Origin of the sequence: Brevibacillus formosus, from assembly GCF_003013405.1 — a bacterium.
GTDB classification, from domain to species: Bacteria; Bacillota; Bacilli; order Brevibacillales; family Brevibacillaceae; genus Brevibacillus; species Brevibacillus formosus.
In genome coordinates this window covers 239,329-264,785 of the sequence record NZ_PXZL01000004.1, presented here as the reverse complement: position 1 = coordinate 264,785, position 25,457 = coordinate 239,329, and the positions used below count along the sequence as shown (strand labels likewise).

Below are 25,457 nucleotides of genomic sequence, written 5' to 3'. Positions count from 1 at the left end.
GGGAATGGAAATGGCGCGCATGGATGAAAGTATTATCGGCATGTTGAATGAGCTTTCCGGTGAGGATGCACAGCCAGCAGCAATACGTTTTGGTCCCAAGGGCAAAAATCGACTGGATGTGGTGAACAAATCATTTATTACAGTCGGTGAAGAGAGAATTCCCATGGAGGACAAGCGCGTCCTCGACGATCTCGTACAGATTCGGCTCCCGAAGACATTTTCCATCATGAGTCCAGAAGTAGCAGCTCTGAAGTATCCATCGGAACGTAGGCCTTCCCTGATTTTTACGAACGAAACAGCGTCCATTAACCTGGCTTTTACCTATACCGAGAGCAAGCTGACGGATTCTCCTGCGCAGTTGAAAGGCTTCATGGAGGTCATGAAGCAGGTTTTGCGGAGAACACAGCCGCTTGCTCGTTGGCAGGAGGAAGGAATACGTGAGATTGCCGGGACCAGCGTCGGATTTTTCGAGTTTGTTGCACCAGCATTGGATACAGACATTTACAACCTGATCAGCTTTGTCTCCCTAGAGGGACGCGCTCTTCTCTGCACGTTCAATTGCACGGAGCAGGAGCTGTCAGATTGGAAGCCAATAGGCTGGGGAATCATGGATTCCTTGTCGCTCGTATCCTCCAATTCAGATGAAAATGGGAAGGGAGAAGGGAAAATATGAGTCTTCCTGTCATTGCCTACAACAATTTGCAAATCTCTCCTTATCAATTGACGCATCTGGTAGAACTGACGATTACGAAAAAGATCAATGAGCATGCCCGCCTGACATTTACGGGGATTGTACCAGAAGAATTGAAGGACAGCTATGTAGAAATGACAGAGGCCCAAACCCCGATCGAGATCAGTCAGGTGGATAACGACGGCAACGCTACGCCGCTTTTTGCGGGGATCGTTCTGGAGATAGGCATCAAAGCCGTACGAGACGTCTATTATTTGTACGTAGAAGCTGTCTCACCTACGTACAATCTCGACGTGAAGCGCAAGAGCCGTTCGTTTCAAAACAAAGCGATGACCTACGGTGCCCTTTTGAAAACAATCGCAGGAGAATACCCAGGCATGGACATTATGGACATGGCCTCCAATGGCGGGAAGCTGGGCTCCTTTACTATGCAGTATCAGGAGACGGATTGGCAATTTCTCAAGCGGCTTGCTTCGCGTTTTCAGACTGGACTGATGCCAGCATCCGTTTTTGAAAAGCCGAAGTTCAGTTTCGGTGTGCCAGAGGGTGCTTCAAAGGGCAAGCTGGACGATTTTCACTACCGGGTGCGCAAAAATTTGAATGAATACCGCCATTCCTCGGAAAACGGGGTCAAGGGCGTGGATGAAAATGACTACATCTTTTACGAGGTAGAGACGGATCGCGTGCTCGATTTGGGCAACGGTGTGGATTTCAAAGGGAAGAGCCTGTATGTGTATGAAGCCCATACCGAGATGAAGAAAGGCTTGCTCAAGCACAAGTATTTGCTCGCGTCCAAAAAAGGAATGAGCCAAAAGCCGCTCCACAATGCGCTCATCGTAGGGGCATCGGTGCAGGGGAAAGTCATTGAGGTCGCAAAAGACAACGTCAAAATCCACCTCGATATCGATGAGAGCCAGAGCAAGAGCGAAGCGCACTGGTTCCCGTACTCTTCGGTTTATACGGCCGAAGGAAACAGCGGTTGGTATTGCATGCCGGAGCTCGATGACTACGTACGCGTCTATTTTCCGAGCAACAAGGAAAGTGACGGGATTGCGATTAGCTCTGTCCGGAAAAATTCAGACGAGGGCGAAACGAACAAGCTCGGGAATCCCGATATCAAATACTTCCGCACAGCCAACGGAAAAGAACTGATGTTCAGCCCGTCGGAGGTATTGCTTAGCGCAAAGGACGGGGAAATCCTCATTCGCATGACCGACGCGGACGGCATCCAGATTTTCAGTAAGAAAAATATTAAGGTTGTCTCCGAAAAGGACATTTTGATGGACTCTGCTACGAAGGTGATTATCTCGGCGAAAGAGGAGATCAGTCTCACCTGCAAAGAGAGCAACATCAAGATGGACGGAAATACAAGCATCGTCGGGCAGGAGCTCAAAACCAATTGACACACATGGTTGCCACGCGGGTAACCGTGTGTTTGGTGTATGCAAAAACGGTGAGAAGAAGGGGGGATTGGCATGGAGAGAGAGGAAGCCTTGCAGCATTTCAAGGAGCATGAGGTGCCGAAGAGAACCATTGCCAGCCTGCATGCCTTGGATGCTTACTATCAGGCCAATAAAGAGAGGCTCGCAAAAGAATTTCTCCGTTCATTTGAAGAGATTTGCCGACGAGTCGTTGACATGCAGGAGCGAGGGGAAAAAGGCAAGCTGGCGCACTTGACATATTCCATGTTGCGAACGGAGCTTCTTCTTGGAAGCAGTCAGTATTTGCTGGAAGCTACGGACAGCAGTTGGTTTTTCGATCCGGTGGAGTGTCAAGCCAGCTATGATGCGAGCTGGGCATTCCGCTTTTTGGATCGGCTCGCAGATGAATGGAACGAGGCTGCCAGAGCGTATGCCGGACACGTAAGACTTCCCGATATCGAACGGATCAAGCTCGTGGAGGCAGAGAAGTTTCATCAATATGTTGTTCACCTGATCCGTTATGCCATGGTGCAGGCTGTTCAGCTGGAGGTTTTTCAACAGGTGGACAAGGAGCCGGAGCTGGAGGTGCGTGTCGGAGAATACCTGGATCAAAGCGAGATCGTGTACTGTCTGGACACTCGCCACAAAGATTCCGAGGTGATCCGTGCTTGGCTGGAGGAGAAGCAAGAGCTGGAATACGGCTACAAGGTTTTGGCTGGCCTCGATCTGGGGCAAGGGCAATTCGATGGTCTTGATCTTCGTTATTCGGACCTCTCTGACAGTCAGTTAACGAAAGCAAACCTTCGCGAAAGTGTTTTAGTCGGAACGAGATGGCATCGTGCCCAGCTAAAAGCGGTTGATTTCGGAGACAGTCTCATTCATGGAGCGGATTTTACCGGAGCGAATCTGCTAGGCGCGAGTTTTCGTGAAGCGTCCGGGCCAAGGGGTCTTTTGGAACCAGATGCGTGGGAGATGCCCGGTTTTGATGGCGTCTTGTTCGTCGGGGCGGACTTGACCGGAACTGATTTTACTGGAGCCGATCTGCGCGGCGCAGACTTTACAGATGCGATTTTGACCGGAGCGAATTTTAGCGGCGCGCTTCTGGAGAGAGCCGTATTCTCGGAGGAGTCCAGAGAGTCCATTCTGTTGGATGAGCTTCAGGAGCGGCATGTCGTTTGGCGAGAGGGGAGTCAGGCATGAATTATTTCATCTTGTCACAGGACGAGCGAATCGTGAGTCCGGTAGAGCCAACAGGCGTTTTTGACGTCATCCGGCAGGAGTGGCTCACCCCGGATTATCAGGAAGAGCTGGACGAAGCAATCATTCAATTCGACATCAAGAAAAAGAAAGAAAACGACTACCTGGATTTTCTCGACAGACCGATCCCGCTCTATTCCAACCGCTTAAAGACAATTATCCACAAGTTCGCACCGAAGCTGTTTGTCAAATCCGTCGTGTTGGTGGACATGGAGCGGGTCAAGCAGGATTTGTACTGGCTGATGATCCTGCCGCGCGTGAACTGTTTGTCAGAGCAAAGCGAGTTTCACCGGGACGGCTCACTCAAAAGGCTGGTTCTCGATCCCGAAAAGATTGGGCGCCATACAATTTTTCAAATCGAAGGCATTCGTGAACCGTATATCATCATTGATTTGCGGCTGGCAGAGGCTTTGCTGCGCCGGGACTTTTTCGGTATCCGCTTGAAAAAAGTAGAGCAAGCAGGGAGGAGAATGAGTCATGCCCATGATTGAAGATGTCAATGTAGTGCCTTCGTCCGCTCCGAAGAAAAGCTACGTCGTGGCAGGTGCGATTCTCTCGTGCGACTACGGGAGCCAGAAGAACAAGCTGAAAACGCCGTTTAGTCATGGCGTGTACATTCGCAACCAGGCACAAATGAACGTGAATGACTATATGCCGCAAGTGAACATTATGCCGTTTGGCAAATGCAAATGCGAGAAAAATCCAACCGTCGCAGCTGCTACTGCTGCCAACAACGGCGTGCTCAAGCCGATGCCATGCGTTCCTGTGGTCACCATGCCCTGGATCGATGGCAAGGCAGATGTACTCGTGGAAAACCATCCCGCCCTGTTAAACACCAGCACAAACATGTGCATATATGGAGGCTGCATACGCATCGAAGACGACGGACAGGAGCAATAGTGAGGGGGATTGTATGGATACGACAGAGAAGCTGGCTGGATACGAGAACATCCAGTTGGTCTCGCCCTTTGAAATCCAAAGCCTGCAAGATGTCAGAATCGTGAAGAAAGTTAATGAGCACGCCAGATTGTTCGTCACCGCAATCATCCCGGAGGAAAAAAGCGACCGTTGCATTGAGATGGCGACGAGTGAGGATACAGTCGCGCTGAATTTGGTGGAAAACGGTTCGCTTACAAAGACACTGTTCAAAGGACTCGTGGATTCCGTCAGTGTGAACTTCGTTCGAGGTGTGTACCATTTGGAGCTGGAAGCGGTCTCGCACACACAGCGCATGGACGGACAGCGCAAAATGCGTTCTTTTCAGCATAAACAAATGACGTATGCCAGTCTGCTGGATGAAATCACAAAGGACTATCCCGGCTCGGATTATTTGGACCATGCTTCGAACGGAGCGCCGCTTGGGACCATTGCCATCCAGTATCAGGAAACAGATTGGCAGTTTTTAAAGCGGCTGGCCTCCCGCTTCGGCTCCATTCTCGTTGCTGAGGCTGTCGCGGATACGCCCAAGTTCTGGTTCGGCTTGCCAGAGGGACGTACTGCTCAACTGACAGACGCCAGCTACACCATCAGCAAAAGGCTATCTCCCTATATGGAAACGACAGAAAACGGCTATGCGTCAGGTATGTCGGAAAACGATTTTCTCACCTATGAAGTAGAAAGCGGGCAGGTCCTCCAGCTCGGAGACCGCGTGAACTACCAGGGCAAAGAGCTGGTCGTCGCCGGGTCTACCACGAGAATCGAGCATGCCCTTCTGATTCACACCTATCAGCTCATGCCCGAAGCAGGCATCCGTCAAAACCCTATTCGCAACGACGACATCTGCGGTGCTGCCCTGGAAGGCAAGATCATCGACATCCAGAAGGATACCGTCAAAATTCACCTCGACATCGATCCGAAGCAGCCTAAGGCAGAGGCGAGCTGGTTTCCGTATTCCACGGTCTACTCCGCAGAAGGCAACAGCGGCTTTCACTGCATGCCGCAAATGGGCGACTCCGTCAAGCTGTACTTCTCCACGCCAGACGAAGAAGGCGCCATGGCGGTCAGCTCCGTGCGCAAAGGAGGAGGCAGCACCCCGAAGACAGGCAATCCCGGCATCAAGTACTGGGGAACCAACTTTGGCAAAGAGCTGATGATGGGCGGCAAGGAGCTCGTTCTTACTGCCAAGGAGAGCAAGGAAGGCAACATTTTTATCAAGCTTCATGAAGAGGACGGCATCGAGATTCACAGCATGCATCCCATCGTTTTTTCTTCGGAAAAGGATATGGAGATTACGTCAGATACCAAGGTTGAGATCAAGGCCAAGGAAGCGATCTACCTCATGTGCAGCACCAGCAGCATGATTTTGGACGGGGAAGTGGATCTCCAAGCGCCGAAGATTGAGATGGTCGGGCTGACGAAGGCGCCTGTGGTTGTGGAGGATTTGCCGCAGGAGGAGGAAGAAGAGGAAGAGGAGCAGCAGGAAGAGGAAGAGTCTGGCTGGGGTGGATTTCTGGATGGTGTACAGTTAGCACTGGATGTTGTGGGGCTCATTCCAGGTCTGGGAGAAATAGCGGACTTAGCGAATGCGGGAATCTCGCTCGCACGAGGAGACTATGCAGGAGCAGCGCTATCTCTGGCAGCGTGTATCCCTTTTGCAGGCTGGGCGGCAACCGGAGCTAAGCTGGGAGCAAAGGCGCATAAAGCACTAAAAGGAACGAAAGCGGGACAGAAAGTGCTCGAGGTAGCAGACTCAGCGGCGGATGTAGTGAAGACGGTAGCAAATACCGTCGAAAGCACCGTCGGGAAGGTCTGGACGGCAGCCCGCAAAACACTAGACGAGATAGATGTGGTGCAAGCCGTCCAGCGAATCAAGGAGCAGTTGTACGCTAGCGTCATGGCCGCAAAAGATGCTGTCATCAACAAGGCAACACAGATGAAAGAACAGCTCAAGCAAAAGGCTAGGAAGCTGCGCGATGATATGCAAGAAGGATTGCAGAATTTAGCGGATAGTTTAGGGCCTCAGTTACAATTGGCGGAAGGGTTTCCAACAAAATTCTCGAATAGAAAGGATGTAGTAGAGCTTGCCCCTACGGAGTACCAACTGAAGTGGCGCGAAACATATGGGGGACCGAATGGCCAGAAGCCGAATCAGAAGCCGCCTGAGGGTGAGAAACCACCGAAGACTGAGGAGACGGGTGAAGGTGGTAATCAACCAAAAGGTAAAGAAATTTTTGGTCCCCATTATGATGAAGGTAAACGATTGTATGAGGAAGACCCAGAGTTTTACTGTGATCCAGATATATGTACTATTGTGCAGGGGAAAGAACTCAAAAAAGCCAGGGCAGAGTATAATAAACTTAGTAATAGAAAGAAGTTGAAGAAGGGGCATCATGTTCAGGGATTGGCTTTTGGAGGGAAAAATGTTGATAGTAACATTGTGCATACAGGTGAATCTACTATTAGCAGAACAAAATTAACTAAAGAACAAATAGAGGAATATGCCAACCCTGAGAATGGTTACACTAAGAATAAAGATTTTAAATTTGCGAAGATAACTGAGGATCCAGAAGGCAAAATTGTTAGAGATGGAGTGAATTATAGATTTGGATTAAACGAAAGGCATACACGGGCTACGACTTATCAGAATAAGGTTTTGGAATATCAGAGAAGTGTTGGACTAAGAACAGAATGAATGAGGAGGGGCGACTTTGGAGATCTTGGATAAATTAGTTAGTGATATTTGGTATAGAGATAAAAATGATGGGATGGAAAATGAAATAAAGGAGTGTATAGGTTTAGGTGATGCAGAATCGGTAGTATTACTTGAACTTATTAATGCCTTTAAACGGGGTGATTTTTCGCAAAAAACTCAACTACTTGATTTGATACATACAAGTGAAAACAGGGATCTGTTAAATGTAGCAATCAGACTATTCTTTTCGGTAGCTACGCCAGATGATTTTGAAAAAATTAACAATTTCTTGATTGATGCAGAACAAGAAATAGTATCTGTATTCGTTTCTTTTGCAGAAGAATCATTATCATATCAAATTATTCCATACCTATTAGGGCTGTTATCTATATGGGAAGATACTGAAATAGGTGAAGATATTTCTTTTAAAATCGGCAGTATGATAGGCTATGATAAAGCTACCTATGAAATATGTTCAGCGGATGAGTTAGGAAATGAATTTATTACTTTTTGCAAAGATAAAAATCTGGAAAAATATTACTATAATGGTGAGTTAGCTTTTCCCGGCCACTTGACGAAAGTACTTATTGAAGAAACCATGATTGCAAGGTCCAATAATAGTGAATTGAAAGATGATACTATCCCATCCTTGTTATCTATTTGGAGCGGAATTAAATGTCCTGCAGATTACTATACTAAAGTAGATGATGAGATAGCTGGTCAGATCATTGAATATGTAAAACAAATAGCGTCAATGAAATGGGAAAAAGGAAGTAAATATTTTTACGGGCATAAGATACAATAGACAAAATAAAAATATTAATCAGCCACACCCTGGAATGAAAACAAGGGTGTGCTTTTTTCTATGTAATTAACAAAAATTGGGCGATGAAAAATGTGAAAAGTATAATTGATAGTGGCGATTCGAAGTATACAGATTTTTCGTGGAATTTTTAAAAAAGAGGATCCCGGACTTCAAATTGATTTTATTAGAGTAGAAACAGATATTAAGATAACCAAAACTGGATTCGGAGTAGATGAATTAAAAGTAAAAGATTGGAGTAAAGAAATCGAGTAACCATAAGGAGAATTAAAATGCTCAACCCAAAAAAATTAGAAATGGCGTATAAAAGATACTAGGAAAATTTTACAGATGGTATCCGATATGAAGATATAAAAGAGGAATATGATGATAGCAAGAGAGAAATCACTGATATAGTGGAATACAATACCGTAGAAAAGGATCATATTTTACTAATAAATTTAGCCTCAATTTATTCATATCACTTGTCAAAATGGAAAAACGATGTGCTGGCTAATGGCGGAAGTCAAGCGGAAGGATTAAAAAACATGCAAATGGTAGTATTTTATCAGTGCATGGGGCAAGATCTTTATAAAATCCGGTATCCTCAAATGATAGTAGAATACTCTTTTAAGGGAGTTTTAGCATCTTTAATTCATTTCACGATGTTTGGGTGGGAGAAAGAAGAAAATATATTATTTGATTTTATTGTTGATCATTTCGGTGGGCCTTTAATGGAGGTAAGTGATGACAACAAGCATACTTGGTTTTTACCTGAGTTATACTTGAAATATAGAAATAAAACAATTATGGGGACAAATCAAAAATTACATTTAACTGTTAAAGAAAAGTTTAAGAAAGCTGGGCTACAATGCGGTTTAATACCTGAAGATCTAGATGTTTATAGTGAAGTGTTGGAAAGATGGTCAACACCTAGTTCGGAAGAAATCGAAAATTTGGTCGGGAAAATGGTGTTGTATCATTCACAATTAGCCTCAGAAATAGGACAACTAGGTGAATTTGGTGACTTCAGATATGGATTCTATCCTTTTGAAATTTTGTTCTTGCTTTATGTGAGGAAACAAATGGATTTGTATGTCCCGAAACAATTTGAAGATCTATTGCTGAATACCCCAGAAGCGAAGATGGTGTTTGGAGACCCTGAACCATACCCTGAATGGGACCCTTTGTTGCTCCAGATAGATAATTTTTATCGTAAGAATTACCCAGAATATATCCCGAACAAACATGGTGTATTGTTTCGATAAATAATATACGGGGGAAGTCAATATGTATGGTCAAGGTATAGCACAGCTGATATTCCCAGATAGCAAAGATTTAGAAGAATTTATTAGTGATCATGAAGAGCTGGACTTACACGAAAGCTTATTAAAATATGGACTGTCCACAAAGAAATTTTTGTTTCTTGATTATAAAGGTGAGCAGTATGGAGATCGTCAACTATATTCTGGATTATGAATTCAATCTTCAAAATGAATTAGCTTCACAAGAAGAACTTGAAGAGCTCGGAAATTTTGAGTATGAATATGTACCTGAAAAGATAAGGGAAGCAAACAGGATACTATCACAAAGGGGATTTGGATTATTTACTTATCCGACCTCTGGTGACTTTTATGCATTATTCATCGCCCGGCTGGAGAATAAAACAAGATTACTGGAAGTAGAGCTACTTGCTGACGAAAGAATTCCTTTAAAAGAAAGATATATAAAGTATTATTCCTAAGATAAGGAAACTGCTGATCCATGATTCAAAAGAGGCAGTGACTACGTGAAGACGAGGATTTTAATACAAAAGAATACTATTCTAGTATTGGTAGATAGGTCAATCATGTGCATTACTAACATGATTGACCTGTTTTATTGTAACTTTTCTTTCCAGCCCAACTGATAGACGCTAGTTACACCATCAGCAAAACTTCCGTGTTGGCTTCGACCCTACAGGCAGGATGACAACCTTTACAGATGCTTTTGGGGGTTCGCTGCGTCAGGTATTCGATGCCAACGATAATCTTGTAGGTATCATAGATCCTCTCGGAAGGATGCATTCCTTCACCTACGATACACAGGATTGTCGAGTAGAGGAGACTACGGCTAGCGGAGCATCGACGAAGATCGGGTACACGATTACAGAAAAAGTAGAATCCATAACGAATGCATATGGTGAAACCACTCGTTATGAGTATGACAAGGAATGGCAGATCGTTGGTGTCGTAGACCCAACCGGGGCGAAAACCAGCCTCGAACGCGATGCCATGGGCAGAGTGACGTCTGTCACCGATCCTTTGGGGAACACCCAGCGCTATGAATACGATGCTGCCGGGCGCTTAATGGCTGTCTATGATGCAACCGGACAGAAGGTGAGCGGGCTCACCTATGATGGCGCAGGAAACATTCTTGCTCATATAGACGGACTCGGACGATCAACCCAATACCAATTTAACAAGCTCCATCAAGTTATTGCCACAACGAATGCGGCTGGACAGAAAACCAAGTTCTCCTATGATGCAGCCGCACGTCTGACAGAGGTATTGGAAAATGAAGCAGCCGTTTACAAGCAGCAATACGACGGAGAAGGCCGCCTAACGAGCTATACGGATGCCAATGGCAATGCCACCACCCTCTCCTACGATGCCAGTGGTTTGCTTTTAGCTGAACGCAATGCTACCGGAGAAGGAACGACCTACCGCTATGACAAGCGCGGATGGCTGACCGACAAGACAAATGCACGCGGTCAGGAAACGCACTACCGCTACGATGCAGCCGGACAGCTCATTGAGCAGCAAGACGAAGCGGGTACTGTTCGCAGGACTTTCGACGCCGAGGGTCGCGTGGTAAGTGTCACGGAGGACGGAAAAGATACCAAGCGCCGCAACTACGATCTTTTGGGTCGAATCGTCTCCAGTACAGATCAGTATGGGAATACGCTCCAGTACACCTACGATGCGGGAGGCAGACTGGCAACGCTCGTCTATCCAGACGGCAAGTCGGTTCGCTATACCTACGATCTCGCAGGTCAATTGACCACGGTCACAGACTGGGCAGGTCGTGTCACAAGGTACACGTACGATGAAAATTACCGCCTCATCCGTACAGAGCGACCGAACGGTACGGTAGAGCAACGTCACTATGACACAGCCGGACAGCTTTTGCGTCTTTGGGATCAAAATGCGCAAGGCGTCATGCTCCAGCAATATCGGTTTGTGTACAACGAGCTCGGGCAGATCATCCAAGAGGAAGAAAAGCAGTACACCTATGATGCCCTGCGGCGCCTGACGAGCGGAGCTATGGCTGGACGCAAGATTCTCTATACCTATGACCAGGGCGGGAATATTACCGCAATTGGGGATTCAGGTTCGAGTCTTGCTACGACGATGACGTACGCCAAGGACAACCGACTGGACACCGTAGATGGTCAACCCGTTCAGTATGATGAGGACGGTAACCTTCTGCTGCTCCCGGGCAAGCAACAGTCAGAAACGTATGCATACGATGCCCGCAATCGTCTCGTCCGTGCCGGACAAGCTCGCTACACCTATGATGCCGAATACGTCCGTACCTCCATGACTTGGAATGGAAAGACGACACGGTATGTGGTCGACCAAAACGCTGACCTGACTCAGGTTCTTATGGAACTGGAGGAAAATGGAGCAGCCAAAGCGTATTATGTATATGGACTGGGGCTTATTGGTCGTGAGGATGCCCAAGGCGATTATTTGTCCTATCACGCGGATACGCGAGGCAGCACGACCCTGATGACCGACGAGCATGGTCGAGTCACTGACCGTTATACCTACGGATTGTATGGGGAACTGGAAGTACACGAGGGCAGGACGAAACAGCCGTTTTGCTATAACGGCCGAGATGGAGTCATGACCGATCCGAATGGCTTGTACTACATGCGGGCGCGGTATTACCATCCGGGATTGAAGCGGTTCCTGAACCGAGATGTGCTCCAAGGGGATATGACGGACGGGCAGACGTTTAACCGTTTTGCTTATGTCAATGGGGATCCGATTGGGTTCATTGATCCGTTGGGGTTGATGAAATGTCCTGACGAGAAAAATAATAATGGGCGGAGAGAATTAACAACAAATGGTGTTGATGAACAACTCGATTGGCTTGAAAATAACATTCCTGGTTTTCATCGTGGACAAGGGCAAATCCTTTTAGAGGGAGCTTATTCACGTGATTCATCAGTTGTTTTCGGTGGCAGCAGAATAAGAGGAAACTATTCAGAAACTAGTGATCTCGATGTGGGCTTTGACAATCTAACACCTAGCCAGGCGAGTAAGTTACTCAAAAAGGCGGATAAGGTGGAAGGTGGACTTCCAATAGAGAAAACTATAATTGTCCCCGGTAATTCTACGCCTAATATACCTAAGATTGAAAGTCCAGAAGAGTTTTTTCAAAGAACCGGCCAACGTCTCTTTCCAGATTCAAGAGGAGATATGTCTATAAAACCGTCGGGTTCTATTACAGTAAAATCAGATGGGAAAATAATAATTATTCCTCCAGGAGGTTTAATTTAAATGGAGTGTAGGTTAGGAAATTCTATTGTTTCAAAGGATTTAATTACTTTTCGTGATATGGGATATGGACAAAAGTTGATGGATAGGGAAGCTATTCATTATGATCTATTTTTATCGCACGACGAATTTAAGGGGGCGGTCGAAGATTCTTATAATAAATTTGTTGATGAAACAAAAGAAGATGATAAACTAACGAATTATTTAGATTCGATAGGACTGTATGAGATCGGGTATCCTGATTTTAACAACATATTTAAAGACCATAAGGAATTACTCGGAGAAATAATAAAAGACTATTTATATCAACAGTTACTAGAAAAGTGCACTAGCCAATCAAGCAGTGTTAATTGGCAATTTGCAATTAATACAATTGATCAGATAATTATTTATTCAGATCACGTTAGAATTTCTGGTGAAGCATATGAAATATTAAAAAGCCTTAGCTGAGGTTATTTCTTTTGTAACTGGGAAAGTAGTTGTAATCTCCTTTTATGATATTCACAAATCAGTATCAACAATGTAACTTAGTGAGCAAGAATTAAACATGGTAAGAGAAAAACTGTTGGCTTACGGATTTGAAAAATGGATAGATGAGTAATGTCTTACAACCTTGACTGGCTCCACGCCTTTCAAGGTTTTTTTCATATGGTTTTCTCCGTAAAGGACCTAAAAGAATACAGTTAGATATGGTCTAGAACTTTTCGCGGTATTATCCGTGGTTGAAGCGGTTCCTGAACGGAGACGTGCTCCAAGGGGACATGACGGACGGACAGACGTTTAACCGGTTTGCTTATGTGAATGGGGATCCGATTGGGTTTATTGATCCGTTGGGGTTGATGAAGTGTTCGAAACTCCCGAATATTTCACAAAGGCATGACGAAATTGCGCATGGCGGATACTACGGAAGAAAGCAACAAAGAATCAATGATTATAAGAATAAGACTGGAAAATGGGCACCTCGTAAATCTGATGATGATGTAATTGAGGTTAACCCTAAAGATGTAAATTTTGCACAAATTTCAATAAACAGATCTTTTGATACTCCGAATGGTAAGATTCCAATTAAGAAAGCTATACAGCAAGGACCAGAACAGGTGAAGAATTTCCCACCAATCAGTGTAGTAAATGTAAAAGGTCAACTTGTAGCTAGAGATGGGAATAGCCGTTTGTATGTTGCGTTAGAAACTAAAGCGGAAAAGATTAAGGTGAGAATTGAAAAAGATATTGATAGTTTTAGAGACCTTACAAAAAGACTAAGAAATAACGGGCTTCCTAATGAAGGAACTATGAAACCACCAACACCAAGGTAGGTGAATATAATGTTCAATATTAATATTGATACAAACAAATTAAATAGTGATTTAGAAAAAATATCAAGTTGGGAAGATTGGTACAAAATTGAGAAAGATATTTTTCATACTGATGAATGGCCTAGAACATCCTTTGATAGATTAGAAGAAGATTTGGATAGACCAGTACAAATAATAGAGGGGTGTGAATGGGAACCAACAACTGATTCGTATGATATTTCTCCTGAAGTTAGTCATTTATATGAAAAAACCAGACAAAAAGTATTTGCTATACTGGAACCAGAAGCGGATGAGGACAATAAACAACACCCGGAATTATACGGCAAAAGGTGTATTTATTGTAGGATTTGGACAAGGGATTTTTCGAAACAAGAATGCCCAAAATGCAGTAATGAGTTACTAAAATTTCCACTTAATGAATGGGATTAGGATTAGATATTCTTGTCCAAAATGAAATGGTAATCTATAGTTTTGAGTGGAAATATCCAGAACCTTGATTGGCTGCTTGCCTTTCAAGGTTTCATTTTTTGAACGGCTGTTGACGAAAGAATTAACCACATCTAACCAATAAAAAATTATTTGTCCTATCATGCGGATACGCGCGGTAGTACGACCTTGTTGGCCGATGAGCATGGTCGAGTCACCGACCTTTATACCTAAGGATTGTACGGGGAACTGGAAGCGCGCGAAGGCAGGATGAAACATATAACGCCCGCGATGGAGTCAAGACCGATCCGATTGGGTTCATTGATCCGTTGGGGTTGATGAAGTGTAAAGAAGAGACGGGTATTGATGCTTATGGTGGATATTATAAACGTAAGCAACAAAGAACCTATGATTACAATAATAAAACAGGGAAATGGGCACCTGCGAAAAAGGGGACAGGTGATACTCAGGAAATACTCTTCGGACAAAGGCGTATATCCGATACATTTAGAATTAACAGTGGTGCACCAGATTATATTGAGGGACGGAAATTGGCAGATGTAGCGGCAGATTTGGAGTCTGGTAAATTACATCCTGATCAATTTGAAGTTAAATATTTCATTGACCCTAACAGTGGAAAAAAAGTAGCTGAATGTAATAGAACTCTTGCAGTATTAAGTATGGCAGGATTAAAACCAACTAAAACAAAAGAAATAATACCTAGCCAAGAGGTTTTAAATCGATTGGATCCAAGCTTGTTGGAAAATAAACCAATAAAGTATCGTGGTGAGACATTTAATATGCCTGGGAGAGCAATTCCAGTAACTGTTGGACCGAACAATTTGGAAATACTAGATATTGTAAGACTTCCATAGAGATGCGGAGGTAAATATATGATCAAAATGAAAGTTGTACCTGTTAAGGTGCCATGGATGATAAGTCCATCTCATGATTTTGCTAGTTTTATTGGTCATGAAAATCGCGAAGTAAGTGTACAAGTTATGTGCGGATATAATACTAAACACTATGATAAGGTTATTGCTAACCTAGAGTTGAAATACGGAGGTGACATACCAGACGAAGAATATAATAAAGCTGGAAGTGTAATCATCGAAATTAAATTTACTCCAATATGTCTTTTTAATATATATGGAAAAATGGATGGTTATGAGAGATATGATTTCAGCATATTTGACCCTTACTATTATGGAGGTTTGTCTATAGGTGATGAGTGGAACAAAACCGATATTTGCCCAAATCCAGGATTTTATGAAGTTGTTGAATCGAACCTAAAAGAAACTTTTGGTTTCATATCCCCTAGAGTAAAGCATTGGGTATTGCGTGGACATGATTCTTGCATTGATGTGTTAGCATATTCTTTTGAATGGAAGGAGGTAGAATGGTAAAATTTATTGATCTCGGATAATAGTTTTTAGGCACATGGATTTATTCTAAATCTCTATTAAATAACAACAAAGGCAGTACAATAAAGTCCTCAAACCATACACTAAACTTAATAAACTTAGAAAGCTTATTCCAACTTGAACATTTAGAAGGAATGAGCTTTTTTCATATCCAAGATGAAAGAAGAAAAGCATATGGCTAAAACAAGTGCAGAATAAAGTAGGTTTAATTACTCAGGCATGAGCACAGTGTTATCGGTTACGAGGATGTCATTGACTATTGCTAGGAGTACGAGAGTTACGGTAACAGGCGGCAGAGTTGAGATGCTCTTATAGGTAGCAACAGATATCGGGATGTTACTCGAGAGGGCTAAGAGCTTTGACCAGTTAGTTGACCATAAGGACGGACATTATCCGAGGATATTAAGCGGAAAAGAACGAGAGATGGCACAAGTAGCCGTTTAGTTATAATCGTCTCGATGGAGTAATAGCCGACCCGAATGGTTTGTATTACATGCGGGTACCGTATTACACTCCCGGGCTAAAGCATTTACTCGACCGGGACGTTATCTGTGGGGATACATAATTGAGGTTAACCCTAAAATGGTAAATTCTGCATAATAATCAATAAACAAGTCATTTGACACCCCGAACGGTAAGGTCCCAATTACCAAAGTTGTAAAACAAGGGCCAGATCAGGTGATAAATCTCCAAAAGTTAACGATTACAAGAGAAACAAGAACAATTAAAAATACTACACATAGTAAAGATGATTAGCTTACAAAGAAGAGTAATTCATATCATGAAAAGAAAAAATTGGATCAGGGGGAATAGCCTGATGGAAAAAATAATAGAATTTCTCACTTGGGCTGAAGAAAAAGGATGGGAAGTTAAAAAACGGATCGATCGTGAACTAACATTGACGAATGAAATCGCTAATCGATATCCAGTAATACCAGAACAATTTGATCAATTTCTTAAACGGGTAGATACTTGTGTAGCAGCAGACGAAAAATCTTGGTTTCTATGTGTAAACGATTATAACCGAGAAGTAGAACTAGCGTTTAGTTGGGATGAGTTTAAGAAAATAAGTTTAGAATCGGCGTGCGACGATGACTCGTGGAAGCAAGAGATTACAAAATTTTGGGACAGGTATTTGCCCATAGCTTTATCTGTAAGAAATGGTTATGCCTATTATGCAATAGATCTCGGGAGTGAATTTGGTTCAATCGTATGCGGCTATGAACCTGAATTTGAAGAAGCTGAACAAATTGCATCTTCGTTTGATCAGTTTTTAGATAAAATCATGAAGAATAGCGTAAACTTTTCATCATTTTAAACGAGCAGTATGAGGTGAGGCTATGTCATATGTAAGCTTTGATTGTACACAGTTCATTTCATTTGATTCCGATAATGAAGCTGATGTTGCTGCATCTTTGAAAGAATTTGAAGTTACCAATCATTTCAAAGTGTTACCGAAAGATAAAATTTTACCCAAGAAGATAGCGCATCTGAGACATTTTCTTCATTCAAGCGTTTTTGAAATGGTGAATCAAGAATTCATTGGAGAGTTTGACGAGTGGTTGGTAAGAGAGAAAGTTCCAGTTGAGATTTTAAGTTTCAGCCGGAATATTCAATTGTTCATGCAAAACAAGCATGTGCAGAATGCCACAGTAATCCTTGTTCGATACGCTCATGATGAAAAGAATGAAGATCGCATATTTGTTGGGGAATTTCATAAAGAGCATATTTTGGAAGGATTGTACCATGCTTCTTGTTTTGAAAACGCAGGAAATATTGTTGTTTTGAAAATGAAATCGAATGATGAGAGCTAAAACATGTATAATCTGCTCATCATAAAAGAAAAATGTCCCAGATGTGGCGTAATCGAGCGTACAGAAGCAGAATTTAAAATGGGCTATATGAATCTAGATTCCTACAACCTTGGTGATGAAATCAGATGAGCATCTGGGCAGTGTAAGCCCCCTCACCAAAAAAGACCATCGGGAGGAAACGCAACAGGGGAAGGATATGTGTGCTGTCCCTGTTGTGGAAAAGACTTTTGGGTCATCATAAAAGTAGAACATGATGTCATTCTGCAAGTGGAAGTAGATTACACCAAGAACGGTTATATCAAATAGTTTTCAACGAGTGGCAATCAGATAGACCCAGGCCATTCCTGGGCTTTTTGCGTTTTCCCAAATCCCACACTTTCCCCTTACTTTTCACGAGGTTATCCCGAACATTCCTGACGCTCGTACGGTACGATTTATTTGCAAGAAACAATAGGAGACAGGGAGTGTTCACACATGAAAAAAATGCTTTCCGTATCTGTAATCGCAGCAAGCTTGTTGGCAACGAGTGCGGTAGGAGCTTTTGCGGCGGAGAAAGAAGGAAAAGGAGCAGGGTGGAGCAGCCTGCCTGAAGTTCAATCACTAAAAGCATTGCAAGTAGAACAAAAAGCTCTGCAAGATAAACTGAAAGCACAATCGCACATCAACCAACAGGCATGGGATGTTCTTTGGGGCGATGTGACGAAAGAAGTACGTGAAAAGGTAAAAAGTGCTCTGGAAGAAACGAAGCCACTGCGCGAAGCAAACAAATCGCTGTCTGCTGAACTGAAAGAAGCGAAGAAAGCAAAGAATAAAGAAAAGGTAGCGAGCATCAAGGCAGAAATCGCCGCAAACCACATCGCCATCGAAGAAAAACTGGCGCATATCCAAACAGAATTGACCCAAGTCAAAGAGAAAAAAGCGTCCTTCAAAGAGATGAACCAACATTTGAAACCAATCCGCACGGAAAAGAAAGAGAACAAAGAGCAAGCAAAAGAACTGAAAGCAAATGAGAAGAACACAGTGAAAGAAGCAAAAGAAGCATTCCAGGCCGGAGACAAGGAGCAAGCAGCTGCATCCTTGCAAGAGGCTGCTGATCAGTTGAAAGAATTGATCGAGGTACAAAGCGAGATTTTGGAGCAAAAGCAAGCGATTTCCGAGATTATTCAATAAGGAACGTCTACGAGAATAGCCCGAATCCTGTTATTGACTAGACAGATGTTCCCCCTCACATAAGAGACAGAAAGCCCGTTGCACGCCAGCGGGCTTTTTTCATTCCCCAATTCGTCAAATTCCTTTAAAACATCTATACTAAAATGGAAGATAAATACATAGGGGCAGGAGGAGTTTCGCATGGATATTCTAGAGAGAGCGGGTACGGTTGAGAGTAGAGAGGATATGGTTCAATTCATTTCTCATTTGATTAAGGATTATCAGCAAAATAAAAAAGAGTGGGCGAATATATCACTTGAAGAGTTCCTAAGTGGGATGGAGTCATGGATTGAGGATTGTGATAATATGTTAGCTGATCTTGAAGGTGTAGACTGGAATTTGTTTGCTACCATTTTAATTGCAGGAAGCCGTTATGAGTAAATAGGAAAAGCTCTTGAACCAAATTCAAGGGCTTTTGACGATATAAGGGTTATCATAGGTGCGAAGCCCCTCTCCATGCCTCAAAATCATATCATTCAGGACTAATGACCCATTCATAAAATACCAAAAAATACCGATTGTAAGATTGTGTGTAAAATAATGGTCTTATTTGGAAGGGTGAATCCATTTCCCTAGGAGCATGGGAGGATGGGGGTTCATCTGGCAGGGAGGGGATACCATGAGCAATCGAACACTCACTTATGGAGATATACAAGTTTCGCCCTATGAGTTTACGCATTTGCAAACGATCAAAGTCGTGAAAAAGATGAACGAGCATGCACGCCTAACGCTCACGGGGATCATTTCTGAAGAGCGAAAAGATAGCTACGTGAACCAGACAAATGCCCAAACACTGATCAGCGTGGCACTGGCGGATGAATCGGGCAAGCCGAAAACATGGTTCCAGGGTATCGTCTTGCGCGTCCATGTCAAAGCGGTTCGCGGTATTTATTACTTGTCGCTTGAGGCTGTTTCTCATACGTATTTGTTGGATGTCAAAACGAGAAAGCGTTCGTTTCAAAACCCGGCGATGACCTATGCGGGGCTCGTGAAAACGGTGCTGTCCGGGTACGGAAAAGCTGACTTTATTGACTCTGTTACGAATGGCAAAGCGTTGAATACTTTTGTGATGCAGTATGAGGAAACCGATTGGCAGTTTCTGAAGAGGATGGCATCGCGTTTTTATACAGGCTTGATCCCGACAACGGCTTTTGACATTCCCAAGTTTTATTTCGGTTTGCCAAAAGGTCAAGATAAAGGAAAGCTTGCCGTTAGTCATTATACGGTGCATAAGCGTGTCGGGGATTACCAGAGTGATGCGGAGAACAAGGTTCCGGGAATCGATGACCAGGACTATACCGTTTATGAAGTACAGAGCGAACGAGTGCTGGAGGTCGGCAATGAGGTGAACTTCAAGTCCAGACCGCTTGTCGTTGGAGAAGCGGTCACGGAGATGAAGGAAGGCATTGTCACGCACACATACAAGCTTTATCCACGCCTAGGTCTGGCGCGTAAAAAGCAGTATAACCATGCCATCATCGGGGCATCCATTCAGGGACGGGTGCTGCAAGTCCAGAAGGACAATGTGCGGGCCAAGCTGGACATGGATGATCAGCAGGATCAGAGCACGGCATATTGGTTCCCTTACTCCACCATTTATGCCTCCGAGGATCAAACCGGATGGTATGTCATGCCAGAGCTGAACGACCAGATTCGGATTTATTTCCCGAGCAAAAAAGAAGAGGACGGTATTGCGATCAGCTCAGTTCTCAAGGAAATCCCAGACGACGACAAGCCAGCTCCCAAAAAGAAAGCCGCACCGAAAAGCAATGCAGGTGGGGGTGGAGGTGGCGGGGGAGACCGGATGAAGGACCCTGCTGTAAAGACGTTTCGTACCAAATATGGCAAGGAAATCGTGCTGGCTCCTGACAAAATTGTGATCACGACAGGAGATATGTCGATCACGATCAGTGATACGAGTGGAATCGATATCAAGAGTAGCCAGAACGTGAATATAACGGCGGATAAGGACATGAAGCTATCAGCTGCTTCTCTTCATATTAGTGCGGATAAAATAGAGCTGAGTGGAAAAGGAAATACGATCAAACTGGAAGACAAGATCGAGCTGAAAGGTTCGGAAATCAAGATGAACTAGAGGGGGGCATTTGCATCCATGAAGAAAGAGGAAGCGCTCCAGCATCTGCACGATGACACCTTCCGGCCAGCATTGGCTGAAACCGTAGCGGCACTCGAGCGTTATTTCCAGCAAAACAAGGATCAGCTCGTCCGGGAGTTCGTGGAGTCTTTTCGGCAAATGCTTCTGCATATTGAGTTCATGCAGAACAACAAGGAGCTTCCCCCTGTCGGTTTTATTCACTATTCATTGCTTCGGACAACCGTATTGGATGGCACACACACATTTTTGATGGAGGCTTATACGGAGCAATGGTACTGGGAGCCAGTGGAATGCTATGCACGGTACGATGCAGCATGGGCATTGCGAGAGGCTTCCAAGCTCATTTCGCTACTGGACGAACGCCGAAAAATGTACATGGGGACCATACACGCTGCTGATGTCGAGTTTATGGTGCTAAAGGAAATGGAGCTTTTCTGTCAGTTTGTCACAGCGCTTGCCCGAGTGGCGATTCCGGAGGTCATTAAGCTGCCCGAGTACCAACAGATCAGGAAAGCGGATCGTCTGCACATACGAGTGGGCGAATTCAAAGACATCAGTGAAGTGGTGTACGTAGAAGAGCGAATCAAGCGGGATGAGAAGGAGAGCAGAAGCCTGCTTGGGCAACCAAAAGGAACATTTTGCACCCATGAAACGTTCGCCCACATGGATTTGCCGCGAAGCAATGTAGATGCACTGGATTTGCGCTATTGTGATTTTAGTGGCAGTAATTTTACAGACAGTCAGTTCCGTGAGTGTGTCCTATTCGGAACACGGTGGGTAAAAAGCAAGCTTCAACGCACCGATTTCAGCCATTCGCTTCTTTGTGATGCCGATTTTCGTCATGCTGACTTGAGCGGAGCCATCTTCTCTTATGTCGAGGGCCAGGGAGTCAGTGCGGACGAGCTGCATCGTGTACCGGGCTTACTCGGCGTCCAATTTGCATATGCTGATTTGGAAGGAGCGGATTTTCGCCATTCTCGTCTGTATCATGCGAATTTTCATGGAGCAAATATGCGGAATGCCGTTTTTTTCGAGAAGGATCGTGAGCGCTTTGCATTGAGTGAAACACAGATGCAGCAGATTGAGTGGAAAACGGAATAAAGGAGGCGGGATGACATGCGCGATTATTATTTGCTAGCAGATGACGGTCGAATGGCTCAAAAGGTCGTACCATCGGGTCTGGGGCTGCAAAAGGAAAACACCTTCGAGCAACTCCCGCCGATATCCGTTCTTGAGGTCAACACGGATGGAGCTCATGCCTACATAGATTGGTTGGAAAAGCCACTGCCGATGATTTCGGAGCGGATGAAAACTATTACTGCCAAATACAATCCGAGCATACAATGGAAGCGCGTCGATTTGATCGACAGCGAAACCAATCTGCGAAATGTCTACTGGGCCATGCAAGTACCTGTTGTAGATTGCCTTTCCATGGAGACTGCGTTTCATTTGAATGGAACGGTAAAGAGGCTTGTATTAGATACCGATAAGATAAAGGTACATCATTTCTTCAAGGTTCAAGGGATTTTGGAGCCGTATATCGTGGTGAGTCTGGATGCTGCGGAAAGCTTCCTACGCAGAGGCTTGAACGGATTTGTTTTGCAAAAAGTAGAGCAGGCACTGCGGAGGGAGCTATGACGATCTACTGGGATGAAAAGATTTTGGATGTATGGAACAGCATCCAGACACGGCGTCAACTCGCTGAAATGGAAGAACAGCAGGTGCAATTGACGCTTGCGGAGTGTTTGGATGGCGTGCGAAAAGGCTACTTGGAGTACGAAGGACGCAGATTCGAATTCGCGGAGAATGTACTCTTTGACGGGCAGCTGGGAATTCAGCTGCCCCGTTCGATGCAGCTCATGCCGAGGGGACGTGGGTCAAATAGCCCAGGGAATCATCAGCACGAGCAAATCTCCTTTAAAGAAGAAGAGAGTGCAGTCATGCTCGGCATGAATCATATGGCACATCAGTTGCCGATGAGCGGCGTGGAACCGTTTGTGCAGGCGATGACAGCACAAGTCAAAAAGGCGCAGGCAGGCTTGCAGGTCGTACATCATGAGCTTATCGAGCTGAATGGATACCGAGTTGCCTGCAGCGAATTCATCATTCCGGTCGAGGACAAAACCTACTATCAAATTTTGTTCGCGACATCAGTAAACGGGCGGGCATTACTCGGGAGCTTTCATTTTGAGTCTGAGGAAGTGCTCGTGTGGCAGCCTTTGGCCCATGCGTTGATTCGCACGCTGCGGGTAGAGAACATTTGATCAAGACAGAACAGGGAGGTTTCCAATTGGAACAGCAGCAACATCAACAGCAATGGCAAGTGAGCGTGCCAGAAAATGAGCGGGTCATGTCGGTCAAGGAATGGCTGATTACTTTTTTAATTATGATGGTGCCCGTGGTCAATCTCGTGATGTATTTTGTTTGGGCATTTGGCAGTGAAGGCAATCTAAACAGGAAGAACTGGGCAAAAGCGAACTTGCTGATTATGGGCGTTTGCATCGGATTGTACTTATGCGTATTCTTTTTTATTTTGATCTTGGCATTCATTGGAGCATCGGTTGAACAATAGTGAGAACGGTGGATTGGCAAAAAATGTGGAGGGTATAGAATGGATCACCAAACGTATGTGGAAGGAAGCGTAGCGGAAAACGAAAAGGTCATGACGATGAAAGATTGGATAATCGTCTCGTTGTTCATGATGATTCCGATCGCGAATATTGTTTTGTTATTTGTCTGGGCTTTTGGTTCAGATGGGAATCTGAATCGTAAAAACTGGGCAAAAGCTGGCTTGTTGTTAATGGCCATTCTTTTTGGTTTATATTTCGTCTTTGGTACGATAGCCGCAATTATCACGTTTATTTTAATCGGCATGGAAGGGCAATAAGGGACGATACTAAGACGTCAATCAGGCATATTCCAACTCGAATCACCGAGGAGGAATATGCCTTGTTTTTTTACGCAGAGCATTACACCAGCTTTGCTTTTTTGACGTGCTTTTTCATCAACAGATTGCCGAAATAGCAGCCGAGCAATCCACCGACAAACGAAATTGAGCACATGATGAGAATCATGCTGGGGGTTTCAAAGTAATAGAGCATCGCAGAAAGCTGCTCGGGTGTATAGCTTTTTTCCAAGGTCGCGAGATACGATTCGCGGAAGAAAATAAGCGGGACAACCCCGCAAAGCGAATAGCCGACATAAAAAACAGAGTAGCTGATCGCATTGCGTACAGGATTCAGATAAGAGCCTTTTCCCCATAGGATCAATTCGCAGATGAGTCCGATAACAGCTAAGGTAAGTAAGTAATTCGCGTAGCCAAAACCGACAAAATACAATCCGGTCAAGACGGCTGTAAAAAATAGAGTTCCGGGCTTGGCGATTTTATTGGACATGACCATATAAATCGGACCGTTGAGTAGCGCAGTAAAGCCGCCAACCAGTAAGTGAGAAACAACGGTAATAATCGGGGCAATCGTCATCAGTATCAGCATGACGACGTTAAAGATCGCGAGCGTAATAATATCCCGCATAGTCCATCTGCCGCTTTGGGCAGCTAATGATGTTTGGGCTTGCATGTAACATCCTCCCTCAGACATAAGTAGCTGATCTGCTTGAATAACTCTCTCTACTTGCGATCCCCCTTTTGCAGGAATGCTGGAAAACAGTTTCCCTAGTAGTACGCACGGTTGTCAGTATAAGAACACAATATTGATAATGAGAATCGTTGTCAAAATAAAAAAAGCCCGAATTTCAATATTTTGGGATATTTTTCGAGCCTTTTCGCCTGTTATCTCCGTATTTTTCCGTTTTTCTTGAGCAATCGCCAAAATATTACAGGTTGGAGGATCTGCGAAATAATCAATCTGGTGAACGTAGGAGGAGATAATCAGGGATAATCGCGGATATATACCAGAAAACGGAAAAGGAGGGGGTTGTATGTATTTGGCAACGGCGCATGAGAATCATTATCATGTACGTTGTATCAAAGCGCCTAAGTAAGACGAAAGGGAGGAGTACATATGAGCATGGATACGATAGCGAAATCATGGCTGCTTGCTCAGCCGCAAGCAAAAGACAGCGTTCGCCTGTTTTGTTTTCCTTACGCAGGGGGAGGGGCCTCGATTTACAGGGGATGGGCACAGGCTTTTCCCAGTGATGTCGGTGTTTACCCGGTTCAGCTGCCAGGGAGGGAAAACAGAATTGCCGAGCGAGCGTACTCAGATATGGGAGCGCTGGTGGAAGAGCTGGCCCAAGTGATTCATCCGTATTTGGATCGCCCGTTTCTATTTTTCGGTCACAGTATGGGGACTCGAATTGCCTTTGAGCTGGCACGTACCGTACGGAGCAAATGGGGGCGTCTTCCGCTTGGCCTCATCGTTTCAGGAGGACGAGCTCCACACTTCCCGGAGCCGAAGCCTATTTACCATTTGCCTGAAGATGAATTTGTCGCAGCGCTGCGACGCTTTTCCGGGACACCAGAGGCAATCCTGCAAAGCAAGGAGCTCATGCAGTTGTTCATGCCGTTGTTGCGTGCGGATTTTACCCTCGACGAAACCTATGTGTTTGCCGAGGAGCCTCGGCTTGATTGCCCGATTGCTGCGTATTGCGGGACAGAGGATCAGGAAGCCACGCAGGAAGAAATGGAGGCTTGGGCTAGCCATACAAGTGCCGGATTTACGTTGGAAATGATAGACGGCGGACATTTTTTCCTGACGACAAACAAAGACGTGCTCCTGCAATCTGTAACCAAAATGATCGGACATTACCGGAGTACAATAGCAGGAAAAGGGGAGCGCTAAAGGG

At 44.6% G+C, this 25,457-nt stretch carries 25 protein-coding genes and 3 pseudogenes; 27 read left to right on the top strand and 1 reads right to left on the bottom strand.

The features are described 5' to 3' along the window. The first annotated feature begins 4 nt into the window (after positions 1 to 4). From C7R91_RS05810 to C7R91_RS05690, 26 genes and pseudogenes are all read left to right on the top strand, one after another. On the top strand, positions 5 to 673 hold the full coding sequence (locus tag C7R91_RS05810) for a hypothetical protein (RefSeq protein WP_047071471.1): 669 nt from the start codon (positions 5 to 7) through the stop codon (positions 671 to 673). Further along, positions 670 to 2,094, top strand: coding sequence for a contractile injection system protein, VgrG/Pvc8 family (locus C7R91_RS05805; protein ID WP_047071474.1), 1,425 nt, complete (start codon positions 670 to 672; stop codon positions 2,092 to 2,094). Before C7R91_RS05810 ends, C7R91_RS05805 begins: the two co-directional genes overlap by 4 nt. Before the next feature lie 72 nt (positions 2,095 to 2,166). Next, a complete protein-coding gene (locus C7R91_RS05800) occupies positions 2,167 to 3,312 on the top strand; it encodes a pentapeptide repeat-containing protein (protein WP_047071475.1) in 1,146 nt (381 codons plus the stop codon). Beyond that, on the top strand, positions 3,309 to 3,860 hold the full coding sequence (locus tag C7R91_RS05795) for an imm11 family protein (protein ID WP_047071477.1): 552 nt from the start codon (positions 3,309 to 3,311) through the stop codon (positions 3,858 to 3,860). Before C7R91_RS05800 ends, C7R91_RS05795 begins: the two co-directional genes overlap by 4 nt. Further along, positions 3,847 to 4,269 carry a DUF4280 domain-containing protein gene (locus C7R91_RS05790; RefSeq protein ID WP_047071479.1) on the top strand — a complete coding sequence of 141 codons (423 nt, stop codon included), beginning with the start codon at positions 3,847 to 3,849 and terminating at the stop codon, positions 4,267 to 4,269. The genes C7R91_RS05795 and C7R91_RS05790 overlap by 14 nt, the downstream gene beginning before the upstream one ends. 13 nt (positions 4,270 to 4,282) lie before the next feature. After that, the gene (locus C7R91_RS05785) at positions 4,283 to 7,000 is read left to right on the top strand and encodes a contractile injection system protein, VgrG/Pvc8 family (protein ID WP_169769791.1); all 2,718 of its coding nucleotides are present in this window, start codon (positions 4,283 to 4,285) and stop codon (positions 6,998 to 7,000) included. 16 nt (positions 7,001 to 7,016) lie between these two features. Further along, complete coding sequence (imm47, locus tag C7R91_RS05780) at positions 7,017 to 7,805, top strand: Imm47 family immunity protein (RefSeq protein WP_047071481.1); 789 nt, start codon at positions 7,017 to 7,019, stop codon at positions 7,803 to 7,805. Between the two features lie 353 nt (positions 7,806 to 8,158). Next, the gene (locus C7R91_RS05775) at positions 8,159 to 9,070 is read left to right on the top strand and encodes a hypothetical protein (protein WP_236697926.1); all 912 of its coding nucleotides are present in this window, start codon (positions 8,159 to 8,161) and stop codon (positions 9,068 to 9,070) included. Positions 9,071 to 9,092: 22 nt separating this feature from the next. Further along, positions 9,093 to 9,546 (top strand): annotated as a pseudogene (locus tag C7R91_RS05770) (DUF6630 family protein). Between the two features lie 196 nt (positions 9,547 to 9,742). Next, positions 9,743 to 10,114: pseudogene (locus tag C7R91_RS30025) on the top strand (hypothetical protein); the annotation flags it as partial. Between the two features lie 36 nt (positions 10,115 to 10,150). Next, complete coding sequence (locus C7R91_RS05765; RefSeq protein ID WP_488175171.1) at positions 10,151 to 12,352, top strand: RHS repeat-associated core domain-containing protein; 2,202 nt, start codon at positions 10,151 to 10,153, stop codon at positions 12,350 to 12,352. Continuing rightward, positions 12,353 to 12,799 (top strand): hypothetical protein, encoded by a 447-nt coding sequence (locus C7R91_RS05760; protein ID WP_047071483.1) that lies wholly within the window; start codon positions 12,353 to 12,355, stop codon positions 12,797 to 12,799. A 269-nt stretch (positions 12,800 to 13,068) separates the two neighbouring features. Then, positions 13,069 to 13,662 (top strand): annotated as a pseudogene (locus C7R91_RS05755) (RHS repeat-associated core domain-containing protein); the annotation flags it as partial. A gap of 9 nt (positions 13,663 to 13,671) precedes the next feature. Beyond that, positions 13,672 to 14,091, top strand: a complete 420-nt coding sequence (locus tag C7R91_RS05750; RefSeq protein ID WP_047071485.1) for a hypothetical protein — start codon at positions 13,672 to 13,674, stop codon at positions 14,089 to 14,091. 326 nt (positions 14,092 to 14,417) lie between these two features. Beyond that, positions 14,418 to 14,963 carry a hypothetical protein gene (locus C7R91_RS05745; protein WP_141336864.1) on the top strand — a complete coding sequence of 182 codons (546 nt, stop codon included), beginning with the start codon at positions 14,418 to 14,420 and terminating at the stop codon, positions 14,961 to 14,963. An 18-nt stretch (positions 14,964 to 14,981) separates the two neighbouring features. Further along, complete coding sequence (locus C7R91_RS05740; RefSeq protein WP_047071488.1) at positions 14,982 to 15,494, top strand: hypothetical protein; 513 nt, start codon at positions 14,982 to 14,984, stop codon at positions 15,492 to 15,494. 835 nt (positions 15,495 to 16,329) lie between these two features. Further along, the gene (locus C7R91_RS05735) at positions 16,330 to 16,830 is read left to right on the top strand and encodes an SMI1/KNR4 family protein (protein ID WP_047071490.1); all 501 of its coding nucleotides are present in this window, start codon (positions 16,330 to 16,332) and stop codon (positions 16,828 to 16,830) included. 22 nt (positions 16,831 to 16,852) lie between these two features. Next, positions 16,853 to 17,326, top strand: coding sequence for a hypothetical protein (locus tag C7R91_RS05730; protein ID WP_047071491.1), 474 nt, complete (start codon positions 16,853 to 16,855; stop codon positions 17,324 to 17,326). A 474-nt stretch (positions 17,327 to 17,800) separates the two neighbouring features. Then, entirely contained in the window at positions 17,801 to 18,496 is a 696-nt protein-coding gene (locus tag C7R91_RS05725; protein ID WP_047071493.1) for a hypothetical protein, read from the top strand. A gap of 180 nt (positions 18,497 to 18,676) precedes the next feature. Then, positions 18,677 to 18,916, top strand: coding sequence for a DUF7660 family protein (locus tag C7R91_RS05720; protein WP_047071494.1), 240 nt, complete (start codon positions 18,677 to 18,679; stop codon positions 18,914 to 18,916). A 238-nt stretch (positions 18,917 to 19,154) separates the two neighbouring features. Then, on the top strand, positions 19,155 to 20,630 hold the full coding sequence (locus C7R91_RS05715) for a contractile injection system protein, VgrG/Pvc8 family (RefSeq protein WP_047071496.1): 1,476 nt from the start codon (positions 19,155 to 19,157) through the stop codon (positions 20,628 to 20,630). An 18-nt stretch (positions 20,631 to 20,648) separates the two neighbouring features. Further along, positions 20,649 to 21,752 carry a pentapeptide repeat-containing protein gene (locus C7R91_RS05710; protein ID WP_047071497.1) on the top strand — a complete coding sequence of 368 codons (1,104 nt, stop codon included), beginning with the start codon at positions 20,649 to 20,651 and terminating at the stop codon, positions 21,750 to 21,752. A gap of 15 nt (positions 21,753 to 21,767) precedes the next feature. Further along, positions 21,768 to 22,289, top strand: a complete 522-nt coding sequence (locus C7R91_RS05705) for an imm11 family protein (protein WP_047071499.1) — start codon at positions 21,768 to 21,770, stop codon at positions 22,287 to 22,289. Then, a complete protein-coding gene (locus tag C7R91_RS05700; RefSeq protein ID WP_047071501.1) occupies positions 22,286 to 22,915 on the top strand; it encodes a hypothetical protein in 630 nt (209 codons plus the stop codon). Before C7R91_RS05705 ends, C7R91_RS05700 begins: the two co-directional genes overlap by 4 nt. A gap of 26 nt (positions 22,916 to 22,941) precedes the next feature. Then, positions 22,942 to 23,223, top strand: a complete 282-nt coding sequence (locus tag C7R91_RS05695; protein ID WP_083995119.1) for a hypothetical protein — start codon at positions 22,942 to 22,944, stop codon at positions 23,221 to 23,223. A 39-nt stretch (positions 23,224 to 23,262) separates the two neighbouring features. Next, a complete protein-coding gene (locus C7R91_RS05690) occupies positions 23,263 to 23,538 on the top strand; it encodes a hypothetical protein (RefSeq protein WP_047071503.1) in 276 nt (91 codons plus the stop codon). An 82-nt stretch (positions 23,539 to 23,620) separates the two neighbouring features. On the opposite strand, the gene C7R91_RS05685 is transcribed toward C7R91_RS05690, so the two are convergent. After that, positions 23,621 to 24,229 (bottom strand): MptD family putative ECF transporter S component, encoded by a 609-nt coding sequence (locus C7R91_RS05685; RefSeq protein WP_047071504.1) that lies wholly within the window; start codon positions 24,227 to 24,229, stop codon positions 23,621 to 23,623. A gap of 444 nt (positions 24,230 to 24,673) precedes the next feature. On the opposite strand from C7R91_RS05685, the gene C7R91_RS05680 reads away from it, so the two are divergent. Continuing rightward, positions 24,674 to 25,453 (top strand): thioesterase II family protein, encoded by a 780-nt coding sequence (locus C7R91_RS05680; RefSeq protein ID WP_047071506.1) that lies wholly within the window; start codon positions 24,674 to 24,676, stop codon positions 25,451 to 25,453. Positions 25,454 to 25,457: the final 4 nt, after the last annotated feature.